The organism is Rhodothermales bacterium, assembly GCA_017643395.1.
Classification (GTDB): domain Bacteria; phylum Bacteroidota; class Rhodothermia; order Rhodothermales; family UBA10348; genus JABDJZ01.
Window position 1 is genome coordinate 1,796,443 of sequence record JAEPNP010000001.1, and the last position, 14,007, is coordinate 1,810,449.

General features: G+C 64.3%; 10 protein-coding genes. 6 read left to right on the top strand and 4 right to left on the bottom strand.

All coding sequences use genetic code 11. The features are described 5' to 3' along the window. The first annotated feature begins 108 nt into the window (after positions 1-108). From JJ896_07305 to JJ896_07330, 6 genes are all read left to right on the top strand, one after another. A complete protein-coding gene (locus JJ896_07305) occupies positions 109-3,459 on the top strand; it encodes a PD40 domain-containing protein (protein MBO6779445.1) in 3,351 nt (1,116 codons plus the stop codon). 3 nt (positions 3,460-3,462) lie between these two features. After that, on the top strand, positions 3,463-4,470 hold the full coding sequence (locus JJ896_07310; GenBank protein ID MBO6779446.1) for a metal-dependent hydrolase: 1,008 nt from the start codon (positions 3,463-3,465) through the stop codon (positions 4,468-4,470). Between the two features lie 58 nt (positions 4,471-4,528). After that, entirely contained in the window at positions 4,529-5,077 is a 549-nt protein-coding gene (locus tag JJ896_07315) for a hypothetical protein (protein MBO6779447.1), read from the top strand. Next, complete coding sequence (locus tag JJ896_07320) at positions 5,074-6,795, top strand: CRTAC1 family protein (GenBank protein MBO6779448.1); 1,722 nt, start codon at positions 5,074-5,076, stop codon at positions 6,793-6,795. The genes JJ896_07315 and JJ896_07320 overlap by 4 nt, the downstream gene beginning before the upstream one ends. After that, the gene (locus JJ896_07325; GenBank protein ID MBO6779449.1) at positions 6,792-9,080 is read left to right on the top strand and encodes a hypothetical protein; all 2,289 of its coding nucleotides are present in this window, start codon (positions 6,792-6,794) and stop codon (positions 9,078-9,080) included. Before JJ896_07320 ends, JJ896_07325 begins: the two co-directional genes overlap by 4 nt. Before the next feature lie 162 nt (positions 9,081-9,242). Next, on the top strand, positions 9,243-9,827 hold the full coding sequence (locus tag JJ896_07330; protein ID MBO6779450.1) for a hypothetical protein: 585 nt from the start codon (positions 9,243-9,245) through the stop codon (positions 9,825-9,827). A 454-nt stretch (positions 9,828-10,281) separates the two neighbouring features. Here JJ896_07330 and JJ896_07335 read toward each other — a convergent pair whose 3' ends face one another. The 4 genes from JJ896_07335 to JJ896_07350 form a co-directional block, all read right to left on the bottom strand. After that, positions 10,282-10,830: a DUF3124 domain-containing protein gene (locus JJ896_07335; GenBank protein MBO6779451.1), complete on the bottom strand. Its 549-nt coding sequence runs from the start codon at positions 10,828-10,830 to the stop codon at positions 10,282-10,284. Positions 10,831-10,913: 83 nt separating this feature from the next. Beyond that, the gene (locus JJ896_07340) at positions 10,914-11,372 is read right to left on the bottom strand and encodes a hypothetical protein (GenBank protein MBO6779452.1); all 459 of its coding nucleotides are present in this window, start codon (positions 11,370-11,372) and stop codon (positions 10,914-10,916) included. Positions 11,373-11,984: 612 nt separating this feature from the next. After that, the gene (locus JJ896_07345; GenBank protein ID MBO6779453.1) at positions 11,985-13,265 is read right to left on the bottom strand and encodes a hypothetical protein; all 1,281 of its coding nucleotides are present in this window, start codon (positions 13,263-13,265) and stop codon (positions 11,985-11,987) included. A gap of 36 nt (positions 13,266-13,301) precedes the next feature. After that, positions 13,302-13,889 carry an NfeD family protein gene (locus JJ896_07350; protein MBO6779454.1) on the bottom strand — a complete coding sequence of 196 codons (588 nt, stop codon included), beginning with the start codon at positions 13,887-13,889 and terminating at the stop codon, positions 13,302-13,304. Between the last annotated feature and the right edge of the window lie 118 nt (positions 13,890-14,007).

Sequence of the window (14,007 nt, forward strand, 5' to 3'; positions counted from 1 at the left end):
CGGTGGCCGGGGAGCGCCGTGCTTCGAGTGCATGAAGCCCATCGCCCGGACCCCCCTTGCCGGATTCCTGCGCGGCGCGGTTAATTGGCGGCCCACCCGAGTGCTGCCATGTACCGAATACTCCCTCTCCTCCTCGTTCTGTCTCCCCTGGCCGTTCAGGCGCAGGATGCGGATTCCACCGCTGCCGAAGCGGATACCACCTGGTTCGCAGAGAAGGCGGATTTGCCCCTGAACGCGGCCCGCACCCTCTCATACACGGCCAGCGAAGGATCCTGGATCTCAGTGGATGTAAGTCCGGACGGCAGCCGCATCGTCTTCGACTTTCTGGGAGACCTGTTTCTGCTCCCGATCGCTGGGGGCACCGCCGACACGCTGACGACCGGCATGGCCTTCGACGCACAGCCGCGGTTCAGCCCGGACGGGACGGAGGTGCTGTTCATCTCAGACCGCAGCGGTAGTGACAATGTCTGGATCATCGAGGTCGAGACCGGCGAGACCCGTGCGCTGACCACCAGCAAGTCCAATCCCATGCACAGTCCGGCATGGTCTCCGGACGGGGACTATGTGGTCTATTCCAAGGGTGAGGGACGCTTTGGGGTGTCGAAGCTGTGGATGGCGCACAAGGACGGCGGGTCCGGCACCAAGCTCATCGACAGTCCGAACAATCTGCGCACGTCGGGCGCGGCGTTTACACCGGATGGCCGGCAGATCTGGTACGCCCGGGGCACCAACACCTGGAACTACAACGCGTCGATGCCGCAGTACCAGCTGGCATACTACGACCGCGAGACCGGTGAGCAGTTCACGCGCACCAGCCGCTACGGCTCGGCCATGCGCCCGACCCTTTCACCGGACGGGCGATGGCTCGTATATGCGTCCCGGCATGAGGAGCAGACGGGGCTTGTGCGACGGGACCTGCGCACGGGCGACGAGATGTGGCTGGTCTACCCCGTGCAGCGGGACGATCAGGAGTCGGTGGCCAGCCGTGACGTGATGCCCGGCATGGCATTCATGCCGGACTCGCAGTCGCTGATTGCGACCTGGGAGGGCAAGCTCTGGCGGCAGCCGATCGACGGAAGTGCGGCAACCGAGATCCCTTTTGAGGTCGCCGTCAATCTCGAGGTCGGACCGGAAGTGGAGTTCGAGTATGCGATCGAAGACACGCCCACCTTCACGGTGCGCGAGATCCGCGATGCGGTGCCGAGTCCGGACGGCGCGCGACTGGCTTTCACGGCGCTCGACCGGTTGTACGTGATGGACTATCCGGACGGCACGCCGCAGCGCCTCACCGAAGCGGACGAAACCGAGGCGTTCCCGACCTGGTCTCCGGACGGGCAGTGGGTCGCGTATGCCACCTGGGACGGCGAAGCGGGACATCTCAAGCGGGTGCGTTCGAACGGCCGCGGGGATGCCGAGCAGCTGACCCTGAACTCGGGACTGTACCAGCTTCCGGCCTACAACAACGATGGCAGCCGCATTGTGGCGGTGCGGGGCCCGGCGCGGGCGTATCGCGAGTCTACGGGGCCGTTTGCCCCGGGTGCGGTGGATGACCTTGTCTGGATTCCGGGCGATGGGGGGGCGGTGACTGAGATCGCCCCGTCGCGCGGCCGCACGGCACCACACTTTGTACAGGGTTCGGACCGGATTTACCTCTACGCGGGCTCGCGGGGCGTCGTGTCCATCCGATACGACGGCACCGACGAAAAGGAGCACGTCAAGGTGGCGGGCAACCGTCGGCCTGGTGCTACCCAGCCCAACCGGGCGTCCTGGATCAAGCTGGCGCCTCGCGGCGACCAGGCGCTGGCCCAGGTGAACGATGACCTCTATGTGGTGACGGTACCGATGATCGGCGGCACGACACCGGACATCTCGGTTTCGAATCCGGCCAATGCCGCATTCCCTGCACGAAAGCTGACCGAGATCGGCAGTCAATTCCCCGCCTGGCAGTCGGACGGCAATACGGTGCACTGGGGTATCGGCAACGCGCACTTCATCTTTGATCTGGTTGAGGCGGATCGCATCGACGAGATCATTGCGGCGGAGAAGAAAGCAAAGGCGGATGCGGCCGCGGATTCCAGCGCGGCGGCAGGAGACGGTGCCGTGGTGGCAGACTCAACCGGTGCAGCGCCGGAGGTGGCCGCAGACAGCACGAGCGCATCGCCCGAAACCAAGCCCTACAAGGCCGTCGAGCACCGCATTCAGATTGAGGCCGAACGGGATACGCCCCGGGGCTCGGTGATCCTTTCCGGCGCGCGCATCATCACCATGAATGGCGATGAGGTGCTGGAGTCCGCAGACATTCTGATCGAGAACAACCGTATCGCCGGCGTGGGGTCCGGGTTCACGGCGGACCGGGTTATCGATGTGTCCGGCCATACAATTGTGCCGGGATTTGTCGACGTGCATGCGCACATGTGGCCCGCCTGGAATCTGCACAAGCCGCAGGACTGGCAGTACCTGGCCAACCTCGCGTACGGCGTGACGACCACGCGGGACCCGCAGACCTCATCGACCGATGTCATTACCTACGGAGACCAGGTGACGGCCGGCATGATGATCGGACCGCGGGTGTATTCCACCGGGCCCGGCATCTTCGGGGACTACGTGGAGGACGGCATTCGCGACCTGGCCCACGCCCGGGACATCATGAAGCGGTACTCGGAGTATTACGATACCAAGACCATCAAGATGTACATGGCGGGCAACCGCCAGCAGCGGCAGTGGGTGCTGATTGCCGCCAAGGAGTATGGCATCATGCCGACCACCGAGGGTGGCCTGGACATGAAGTACAACCTGACCATGGTGATCGACGGGTATCCCGGGCAGGAGCACTCGTATCCCGTGTATCCGCTGTACGAGGATGTGGTGCGGCTGACGGCATTCACCCGCATGGCCTACACGCCGACGCTGCTGGTGGCCTACGGCGGGCCGTTCGGCGAGAACTGGTTCTACACGCGCGAGAATCCGCACGATGACGAGAAGCTGGCCCGATTCACGCCGCATGAGGTGCTGGATCAGTCTACGCGGCGTCGCAGCGAAGGCTGGTTTCGGGACGAGGAGTACATCCACTCGAGGCATGCGGAGGTTGCTGACGAGATCCTCAAGGCAGGCGGTCGGGTGGCCGTGGGTTCGCACGGGCAGCTTCAGGGTCTTGGCTACCATTGGGAGCTGTGGGCGACGGCCTCAGGCGGCATGACGGCGCACAATGCACTCCGTACCGCCACCATTCTCGGGGCCGAGGCCATCGGGCTGGCGGGAGACCTGGGGTCAATCGAGGCCGGCAAGCTGGCGGACCTGGTGATCCTTCGCGACAACCCGCTCGATGACATCCGGAATACGAACAGCATCCGATACGTGATGATGAACGGGCGACTGTACGACGGCGATTCGCTGGCCGAAGTGTGGCCTCGCGAGCGCCCGACAGAACTGCCGGCCCAGCGCACCCCGGACATGCGGTAATCCTTGGATTCACTGACGCAGATAGCCCTGGGAGCGGCGGTCGGCGAGGCCGCCGTAGGGCGCGAGGCGGGCGGGCGCGGGGCGGCCTGGGGCGCGGCGCTGGGCACGCTGCCGGATCTGGACATCCTGGCGTATCCGTTCCTCGATTCGGTGGGGGAGCTGGCGTTCCACCGGGGACTGACGCACTCCCTGGTCTTTGCTGTAGTCATGGCCCCGCTGGTGGGGACGTTCCTCGCACGGCTCCACAGGGCTTTCGAGGTGCCGAGGTGGCGATGGCGCTGGATGGTGTTCTGGGTAATCGGCACCCATATCCTGCTGGACAGCTTCACGGTGTACGGCACGCAGGTGTTCTGGCCGGTCACGGACTATCCGCTGGCGTTCAACAGCCTGTTCATCATCGATCCGCTGTACACGATCCCGCTTGCGATGGGGGTGGTGTTCGCCCTGTTCCTGCGGCGCGGGTCTTCGCGGCGTGCCCACGCAAACCAGCTCGGGTTGCTGGTCAGCACGTTGTATGTGCTCTGGTCCCTCGTGGCGAAAGGCGTGGCGTACGATGCCCTGAATCGCGGCTGGGCGGCGGCCGGTCTGGAGCCCGAGCGCACCATGACCAATGCCACGCCTCTGAATACGATCATGTGGATGGGTATTGCCCAGCAGGACGACAGCCTGCATGTAGGGCTCTTCAGCCTGCTGGACAGCGCGCCGCCGGACAGCTTCCTGGTTATTCCGATGCGGTCCGAGCTGGTCCGGCCGGTTGCCGAAGAGCGGGCCGTACGTCGTGTGCTGGGCTTTTCGAAAGGGTGGTACTCGGCGTTTGAGCGAGACGGTGCCCTGGTGATCGACGACTACCGCTTCGGAAGATCGGACGGTTGGTTGGGGGACAGCGGCTCTCCCATTTTCCGTTTCGTGATGGAGCCGGGTGATTGCGGGGACACCTGGTGCAGTTTCTATCAGGCCCGGCCCATGCTGGGATCACTGGGCGCGGTCTGGGACCGCATGTGGGGTCAGTAGGGCGTTTCTGTTCCGCGCGGGAGGCCGTATCGTGCAGCCTCACCAGGCTTCACCCGCCATGAAACGTCTGCTGCTCGGATCGCTCCTTTCTGCGATCGCCCTCATGATTTGGGGATTCGTGTTCTGGGCCGGAGGCGGCGCGGCGATGGGCTTTTCAAGTCTGGACGTCGAGGCCGAGCAGGCAGTAATGTCGGCGCTGGCGGAGCACATTCCGGAGACCGGTGCCTATGTGCTGCCGGACCCGGAGACGACGAGCCTGGAGGAATGGACGGCACGCCATCTGGCCGGTCCGCTCGCATTCCTGCATGTGACACGGGCGGGCACCGATCCGATGTCGCCACGCGTATACGTGCTGGGCTTCCTGCATATGTTCATCGTGTCGTTCCTGATCGGGCTGGGCATGATCCGGGTGCTGTCCCCATCGACCTCCTACATCCGGCGCATCGGGTTCGGCGGCGCGGTGGGCGTTGTGGTTGCCTTCTGGTCCAATCTCAGCGACCCGATCTGGTTCTATGAGCCGTGGCCGTACCACCTGACGACCTCGCTCTACGACCTCGTTTCGTTCCTGATCATCGGCGCCGTGCTCGGCAAGATCGTGCGTCCGTGAACCGGTCTGTGTGCTTCCTGCTTGCGCTCTGGGCAGCGGGCAGCACGGTAGCCGCCCAGCCCTACCGGGATGTGGCTCTGGAGGCCGGATTGGGTGCCATCCTGCGAGCATCCGGTGCGGCGGTGGCGGACATCGACCTGGACGGTGACCTGGACCTATATGTGGTATCGCCGGAGGAGCGCGTGGAGGGTGATCCGACCACCTACAACCACCTCTTCCGCAATCTGGGCGATGGCACCTTCGAGAATATCACCGCAGGCTCGGGCATCGAGCCCTTTGACGGTGGGTATCGACGGGGCCAGCAGGGCAACCGATTCGGTGTCGCCTGGGGCGATTACGACGGGGACCGGCTGCCGGACCTCTTTCTCGCGCGGGTAGGCCCGGAGCGGCTGTACCGAAATCGCGGGGACGGCACGTTTGAAGACGTGACCGTGCAGGCGGGCGTGTTCGGGCGCGACGACACCGCGAATGACGTCGCCGGAGCGTGGACGGATCTGGACGGCGACGGCGACCTGGATCTGTACGTTTCGGCCTGGATTGGCCCGAACCGCTATTACCGGAATGAGGGCGACGGCACCTTCACCGAGATGGCCGCTGAGCTGGGCATCGTGGACGGTGGCTTTACGTGGGGCGTGCTGCCGTGGGATGTTGACGAGGACGGCCGGTTGGATCTGTACGTCGTGAACGACTTCGGACCCAATCGCCTGTATGTCCAGCAGACGGACGGCACCTTCCTGGAGGACACGGACGCGTGGGCGGTGGGTGACCCCGGCAACGGAATGGGCGTGGCCTTGGCCGACGTGAACGATGACGGCCGCGGCGACATCTACGTCACCAATATCTACGACCGTCAGCCGAATCCGCTGTATGTACGACACGGGCAGCAGTACATCGATCGCGCCTCAGATTACGGCGTGCAGGACGCCGGGTGGGCCTGGGGGGTGGAGTTCTTCGACGCAGACCACGACGGCGACCTGGACCTCTATGTCGTCAACGGCTTCCCGACCGACCCCGCTACCAACCGCTTCTTTGAGCGCGATGGCGCGGGCTTCACGGATGTGTCGATGGGCTCCGGAACCGATGGCGCGCCTGAGGCGAGGGCGCTGGTGGTGTTCGACCGCGAAGGGGACGGGGACCTGGATCTGTTTGTCGGCAATTTTCGCGCGCCGTCGGTGCTGCTGGACCGGGACGATCCCGCGGGCAACTGGATTGGGTTTGATCTGGACCAGCCGGGCATGAACCGCTGGGCGGTCGGGGCTGAAATCCTGCTGGAGTCCGGCGGGCGCACCATGCGGCGTTACCTGGACGGCATGGACATGCTCGGCCAGAGCCTGGTGCCGGCACACTTCGGGCTTGGTTCCTCTGAGACTGCGGAGCGGGTCGAAGTGCACTGGCCTGACGGTGTGGTAGAGGTGTGGCTTGGGCTCGAGGCGGGGCGCTATCACACGTTGGTGCGGGGCACTTCCACGGCTGTCGAGACACCGCCGGATGCATCTGGGGACGCCGCGCCGTGGCCCAATCCGGCCGCCGGGTGGGTCACCGTGCCGGCGCGAGAGGGTGCGGTGGAGATCTATGACGTGTTGGGACGGCGCAGAGCCCATCGCCCGTTGGACGCCCGGGGACGGGTCAGTCTGGAAGGCATGCCGCCCGGGGTGCTCTTCCTCCGCACGGCGCGCGGCGCCATCTTTTCCGTGATGCATACCCCTGAATTCCGATGACGCTGCTTACGCTGCTTCTGGTACTGGCCGGCAACCCGAATGAGGTGGAGATTCCGCGAGTGGAGGGCTCGCAGATTGTGCTGGACGGGGTCCTGGACGATGCGGTCTGGCAGCAGGCCACGCTGCTCACCGGCTTCATGCAGTACCAGCCTGTCGATGGGCGGCCGGCGATGGACTCGACCCACGTGTATGTCTGGTACGAAGCGACGGCCATTCACTTTGGAATCCGAGCATATGAGGTGCACAGCGAGGTGAGGGCCACGCTCGCTGACCGGGACAAGATTGACGGCGACGATCATGTGCTGCTTGTCCTGGATACGTACAACGACCGCAGGCAGGCCGTGGGCATCGCGGTCAACCCGCTCGGGCAGCAGGCGGATGGCATTCTGCGTGATGCCCAGCAGGGCGGCTTCTTCCGAGGAGGTGGGCAGCCGTTCAACATGGATCTGAGTCCGGATTTTGTGTTTCAGTCCGCCGGGCGCGAAACGGACTTCGGCTATGAAGTGGAGATCACGGTGCCGTTCAAGAGCCTGCGCTTCCAGCCGTCGGTGACCCAGACGTGGGGGTTCAATGTGGTGCGCAACGTGGCGCACTCGGGGTATTCAACGGCGTGGACGGAGGTACGGCAGAACAATGCGTCGTTCCTGGGGCAGTCCGGGCAGCTGAGTGACCTTACGGACCTGCGCAGGGGCATTGTGTTGGATGTAAGCCCTGAGATCACTGGTTCCCTCACGCGCGCGGCCGGGGATTCTCCCTGGGACGGCAATGCGCGGGATCCCCTGGGCGTGAACGTGCGATGGGGCGTGACGAACAACCTGACCCTCAACGGCACGGTGAACCCGGATTTCTCGCAAGTCGAGGCGGATGTAGCGCAGATTCAGACGGACCCGCGGCGCGCGCTCTTCTTCCCGGAGAAGCGGCCGTTCTTTCTGGACGGCATCGAGCAGTTCCAGGGGCCGACGAATCTCATTTACACCCGGCGCATTGCGAATCCCCTGACCGCCGTGAAGCTGACCGGCAAGACGGGGGCGACGAATGTGGGCGTGCTGTCGGCGGTGGACAATACCGAGCTGTACCTGGGCGACCTGGAGGCACGGTACTTCAATGCCGTGCGGTTGTCGCGCGATCTGAGCGGGCAGAACACCATCGGCGGAACCTACACCGACAAGATTGACGGCGACCGCTGGAATCGGGTGGGTGCTGTGGACGGCAGGCTGGTGTCGGGCATCTATTCGGCGACGTGGCAGGTGGCAGGAAGTCTGACGGGCGATGGGTCCGAGACGGTGGGGGCGCCCATGTGGACCTGGCAGTCGTCGGCTACCGGACGCAAGTATGCTGCGTCCTTTTCCACGACGGGGTTCCACCCGGACTTCAACGCCGAGTCGGGATTCCTCCAGCGCATCGGCATTGCGACCGCCACGTTCAGCCCACGGCGCACGTGGTATGGACAGGAGGGTGCTCTGGTCGAGCGGTTCACGTTCGGGCTGACGTTTGACGGCACCTGGGATTATGACCGGTTCACGCGGGGCACCGGGCCGAATGACCGCAAGCTGCATTTCAATACGGCCTACAGTTTTCGAGGTGGCTGGAGCGGCGGCACGAGTGTCTTCTACGAGTCCTTCAAGTATCCGGAGGAGCTGTACACCGGGTACTTCGTGGCGCCGGCCTCGCCCGGTGGGCAGCCGACACCGTATGTGGGTGTGGACCGGCTGATCAATCTGGGGTTCTGGAGTACGCTGGGCACGCCGCAGTGGAAGAAGTTCTCCGGGTTTGTCTTTTTGGTGGGTGGCCGGGACGACAACTTCTTTGAGTGGGCCTCCGCGGACATCTTCTTTGTGAACGGCAGCCTGAACTGGAATCCGACAGACCAGATCAGGGTGAACCTGCTGTACAACCACCAGCAGTTCATCCGGGTGACGGACCGGTCCAACGTGGGGCTGCGGCGGGTGCCGCGGCTAAAGGTGGAGTATCAGGCTACGCCGTCGCTCTTTGTGCGCGTGGTGGGGCAGTACGACTCGAATTTTGTCGATGAGCTGCGAGACGACTCCCGGACCAATCGGCCGATTGTGGTGCGGAATTCGGACGGTACGTTCTCGGGGATTCCGGAGCGGCGGTCGAATTTTTTCCGGTTCGACTGGCTGTTTTCGTATCGGCCCACGCCGGGTACCGTGGTGTTTCTGGGGTATGGGTCCAGTTTGACGGAGCCGCAGACGTACCGGTTTTCGGACTTCACCCGGCTGAATGACGGGTTCTTCTTGAAGCTGAGCTATCGGTATCGGGTCTGAGGTGTGCGTCCCCGGAGGGGGGCGTGCTTGCGGCCGGTTGGCGTGTGGGGACGCCGCTGAGCGACATTTTTCTGGCATATGTCTAATGTGTGTGCAAGCTATGACAGAATGATGTCATAGGTGTCTCTGTATCCTTGGATCGTAACTCAAGAGGCACCCACCATGCACGCCGTTTCCATCAACCCCACCGTTGCTTCGCTGACCCGCCAGGCCGCCGTCGTGGCACCGTCCCCGGCTGTTGACCGGGCACCCGCACGTCGGCAACGTCACCCGCCCACCGCGAGGCTGTTTGTTCACAGCCTGCGGCGCGCGCTGCGATCCACCACGGACATGCAGCTGGCGGCGACGACGCACACACCGATGGGGCCGGTGCCGGCAGAGGTGGTCCTCGAGGGTCGGTCGCGGCGGATAGCGGTGCTCGTGGGGGAGGCCGCAAGCGAGCGCGAGGTGCTGCTGCTGGTGTACGGGGGTTTCGACGCCGTTTACCGGGTGTCCGAGGGGGATGCCCGGCAGCAGTACCTCGCCGCCGTGACCTTGCTGGAGGCGGCCGAGCCTACGCTGTTCAAACAGGGGCATGCCCGGGTGGCTGCGATGGCGTCAGTGCGTCATGTGCACATGGGGCGGACTACGCTGGCGGCTGAGGGCTGGGACGGATGCATCCGCGCAACCTTGCATCGGCGGCGGATCAACCGGCCGGGAGAATGGGCTGCGCAGTTTGAGCTTTCCCTCGCTGCTCCTGCGGTTTGAGGTTGTGCCGGGGGTCGGCGTTGTGCCGGGGGTCGGCGCGAAGGGTCCCCGGAGGTAGGGGCTTGTGGGGCGTTGGCTGGGAGTTACCGATCGGGTGGTAGAGCCCAACACCTCCGCGGACCCTCCGCGCCGACCCTTCGGGCCGGCGGTCAGGGGTTGGCTGGGAGGGTGGTCGGGAAGGCTCAGCCCTTGTGTGGCTGGGGAGGAGTGGCCGTTGGGAGCGTAGTCTCGACTGTCTCGGCGGGGCTCGGCGTGCCGGCCCTTCGGGCGGCGGCGGGGGTTGGCTGGGAGGCGTTGGCGGGAAGGGTCAGCCTTGGTGTTGCTGGGGAGGAGTGGCCGTTTGTAGCGGAGTGTCGACTGTCTCCGGGGACCTGGGCGGGCCGGCCCTTCGGGCGGCGGCCGGGGGTGGGTGACGGCGGTCTGGCCTGCGGCGAACGGGTGCGGAGTCGGGGGCTTATTCGGCGGACTCGAAGACTCGAACTGGGAAACCTCGGCTCACGAATGTGATGCCTTGCGCGCTGGCGGTTGAGATCATGACGGCCTCGACCACGGGGGCGCTGACGGAATCTTCGGCGCGCCACTCGACAAGGAAGTTGGCGCCCACTCCGGCGGTTCGGTCACTCTCGTCAACAACAAAAGCCCGGGAGGAGAGCGGGCCCAGGACAATGGGCTCTGTAGCGTAGTCCCTGACGAGCGCGCCGTTGTCGTCGTAGTAGCCGATGTGGTTGACGGTGATCGAATACTCGGGGTCTGAGTTGCGCACCGACAATGTGACTGCGAGATCGATCTGGCGGGAGGCGTTCCGGTGGAAGATGTGCGAGTACGCGGGCACGTACATCAGCTCGCCGCCGGCGTGCCGGATTGAGATGGCCTTGACAGTCTCGCCGCCGATGACCACGGCGCCAGGCGGCACGGCGGTCGAGTCTGCGACCTGGCTTGCCGGCTCAACCGGGCCACAGGCGACTGTGAGCATGGCTACGAGGGCAAGGGTGATCTTCCGCATGAGTCTCTCATCGTTGCTTCCTGGACAACCCGCATGTGCACGGGTTGTGCCGGGAGCCGGTTGTGCGTTCCGGGCTCAAGCAGCTAGGCGGGGTCGTCGTCCCGGATCGATTTCGATAGGTCCAGGTTGGGGGTGCCCCCGCAGCGATCGGCAGTGTACTCGTGCCAGGCGGCGATGGAGGGGCCCTTCAGACTGTCACCCCAGTCCCTGAAGCGAGAGAAGGAGGCGGCCGAGCCGAATCGACACTCACGGGCGGCAACGACCAAACTGTTCATCACGGCAAACCTGAGCCACCGTGGCTCCGCGCCGACTTGGTCCAACTGCTCGTACAGCGAGTCGAGCGATTGCCAACTCTCGTCACCGGATCGGGACCACTCCCTCAGAATCATCGCAGGGTGGTCCGGCGCCATGGGTTCCTGAGCCGTGTACAAGCTCCGAACATTGTCGGCGTACCGTACCGTTCCGCGCAGGCCGTCCACAATCTCTTCGGTGTAAGCCGCGGAGGCAGTAAGCACGGCAATCAAGAGGCAGGCCAGGCGCATCATATTCGGACGGTGCAGTTCACCTGCGGTATCGGCTGCAGAGCGGCAGGCCTCAATTCCGTCCTCCGCGCATGTTTGCGGGTCGGCGGTCGAGTCGGCTGCGGTCGGTCCGAAGGCCCCGGCCCGCTCCTGCGGCTCGGAGGTCCGTCCGCTCGCGCATCGCCCGTCGCGCGGGGCCGGGTGGAAAACCAGGGGCCGATCCCACGTTCACGCCCCGTTCGGGCGCCTATGCAGGTGGGATATGGGGGCGCTATTCCATGTGCACCCCCAGTTCGGCGCCACGAAATGTGGAAAACAGGCCCGCATTCCCATGTTGACGCCCCGCCGGAGACGCGTGAGCACCGCCCAGCGCTTCACCATCCGCCAGCCCCGCGCTCTCCGTCACGATTCACGATCCGCCAGCCCCGCGCAACCCCAACGGCGGAGGGCCAAAGGCCCAACCGCCAAAACCGCACCCGCCAGGAACACCTCCCCACAACGGTTGGCAGCGTGTCGAAAGGGGTTCGCAGGGGTATTTGACCCCTTCGCCCCCGGCGGTTACTCCACCTCAGGTTCGGGGGCGCCACCCCTGCGCACCCCTTTCGACACGCCAGAGCACAACCCCAAAGGAAGCTATTCCGCAGCCCCGTCTCCGGAGACGGGACGCGCCTCGACCTCAACCTCTTTGGACCCTGCCGTAGCCAGCATTCCTGCAATGTCGATGCCTGTAGTCGCCTTCAGGCTTTCCAGCAATGCCGGCGTCGATCCCGCGATCTGGTTGAACACCGCGGGCACGCCCTTGCCGGATCCGCCGGTACCGGAGTCGACCACGGTGATCTTGTCGATCTTGAGGTTGTCGACCGTCTTGATGACCTCTTTCAGGATGTCGGGCAGCATCTGGATCAGGAACAGGCGCTCGGCATCACTACCGGCGTTCTTCCAGAGCTCCAGCTTCTGCTTCAGTACCTCGACTTCGGCCTGGCCGTCCTCGAAGATCCTGGCGGCGTTGCCCTTGGCGATCTCTTCCTTCGCCTGCCGTTCGGCCTCGGCCTTGACGACGATCTCGGCCTTCTGCCGCTTTTCAGCCAGCTGGATTTCCTGTTCGGCCAGCTCCTGTTCGGCCCTGGCGCGGGCGACTTCTGCAGCAACATTGACCTTGGCCTCCTCGGCCTCTGCTTCGGCGGCGAGCTGCGCCTTCAGGATGCGCACCTTGTTCTGGGCGGAGACAATGGCCTCATCGGCCTTGGCCTCGGCCAGTTTGGCCTGCTCGCGACGATCGGCTTCCACCACTTCCGCAGCGGCGATGATGTTGGCCGTGCTCTGGCGTCCGATGGCGTCCAGGTAACCCCGGTCGTCATCCACGTTCTGGATCTTGAGCGTGTCCAGCTGCAGGCCAAGCGCCCCGAGGTCGTTATCCGCCTCATCAAGCAGCACCTTGGCAAACTTCAGCCGGTCCTCGTTGACCTCCTCCGGGGTCAGGGATGCCAGCACGCCACGCAGGTTGCCCTCGAGCGTTTCCTTGGCGATGAGCTGGATCTCGTCCAGCGGCTTTCCGAGCAGGCGCTCCACGGCATTGTTGAGCTCCGGCTCCTGCGAGGCAATCTTGATGTTGGCGATCGCCTGCACCTTCAGCGGAATGCCTCCCTTGGAGTAGGCATTGGACACGGTCAGGTCAATCGGGATCGTGTTCAGGAACAGGCGATCCACTTTTTCGATGATCGGGACTCGGAAGCCGCGGCCACCACGGATCACCCGGTATCCGACCTTGCTGCCGTCGGTCAGCTGCCGCTGACGGCCGGAGAAGATCAGGACCTCGTTCGGCTGGCAAATCTTCAGGTTCGCGCGCACAAAACCCAGGACGGACAGACCGCCCAGAATGATCGCGCCGGCTACAATGAAGGTGAAGGGATCCATTGTTGTATCTCCGTGCCCAAGGAAGGCACTACTGGTTCAGTTGGGCTTTACCACCTCCGCTACGCGGCCGTCCATGCGGACTACCACGACCTCATCACCGGGCTTGAAGGCCTCGATGGTCTCAAGATCCAGCGATCTGGCAGGCAGCTGCAGTCGCTGGCCTTTCGCCTCCAGGGTGATCTTGCCGTTCTCCGCTCCGGTGAAGGGCAGGACAACCTTGGCGGTGCGTCCCTTGTAGTCTCGCACGCCCACCGTGGATGACACCTGTTCGTAGGCAAACTTCTTGATGACGTAATTGCCACCAAGGCCTACGGTGAGTCCGACGAGGATCGACGTTATCAGCGTCAGAGGCTCCCCTTCGCCCACAAGGCCCAAACCGAAACCGGTTAGGCCGAAAAACGCGGCGAACAGGAACAGGGCCCGCAGGGAAAACAGGTCCACGAGGCCTACACCGGACCCCGTCTCAGAGTCCATGCCGATCTCGAACTCGGTGTCGGCTTCCAGATCAAACTCGGCATCCACATCGGCATCGGCGTCGAAGTCACCTTCGTGATCCGCGCCGAAAATCGACAGGAGGACAAAAAAGCCTCCTACGATGAGGCTGATGAGATAGACCGAATCCATAGGGAGGGGGATAAGTCCCAATACGGATCCATGATATACGCAGTTGCGGCCGTTGGCAACGCACGCACCGTGTTCATGGGTTGTCCACGGAGATTGTGCGATGAGCGGATACTGCACG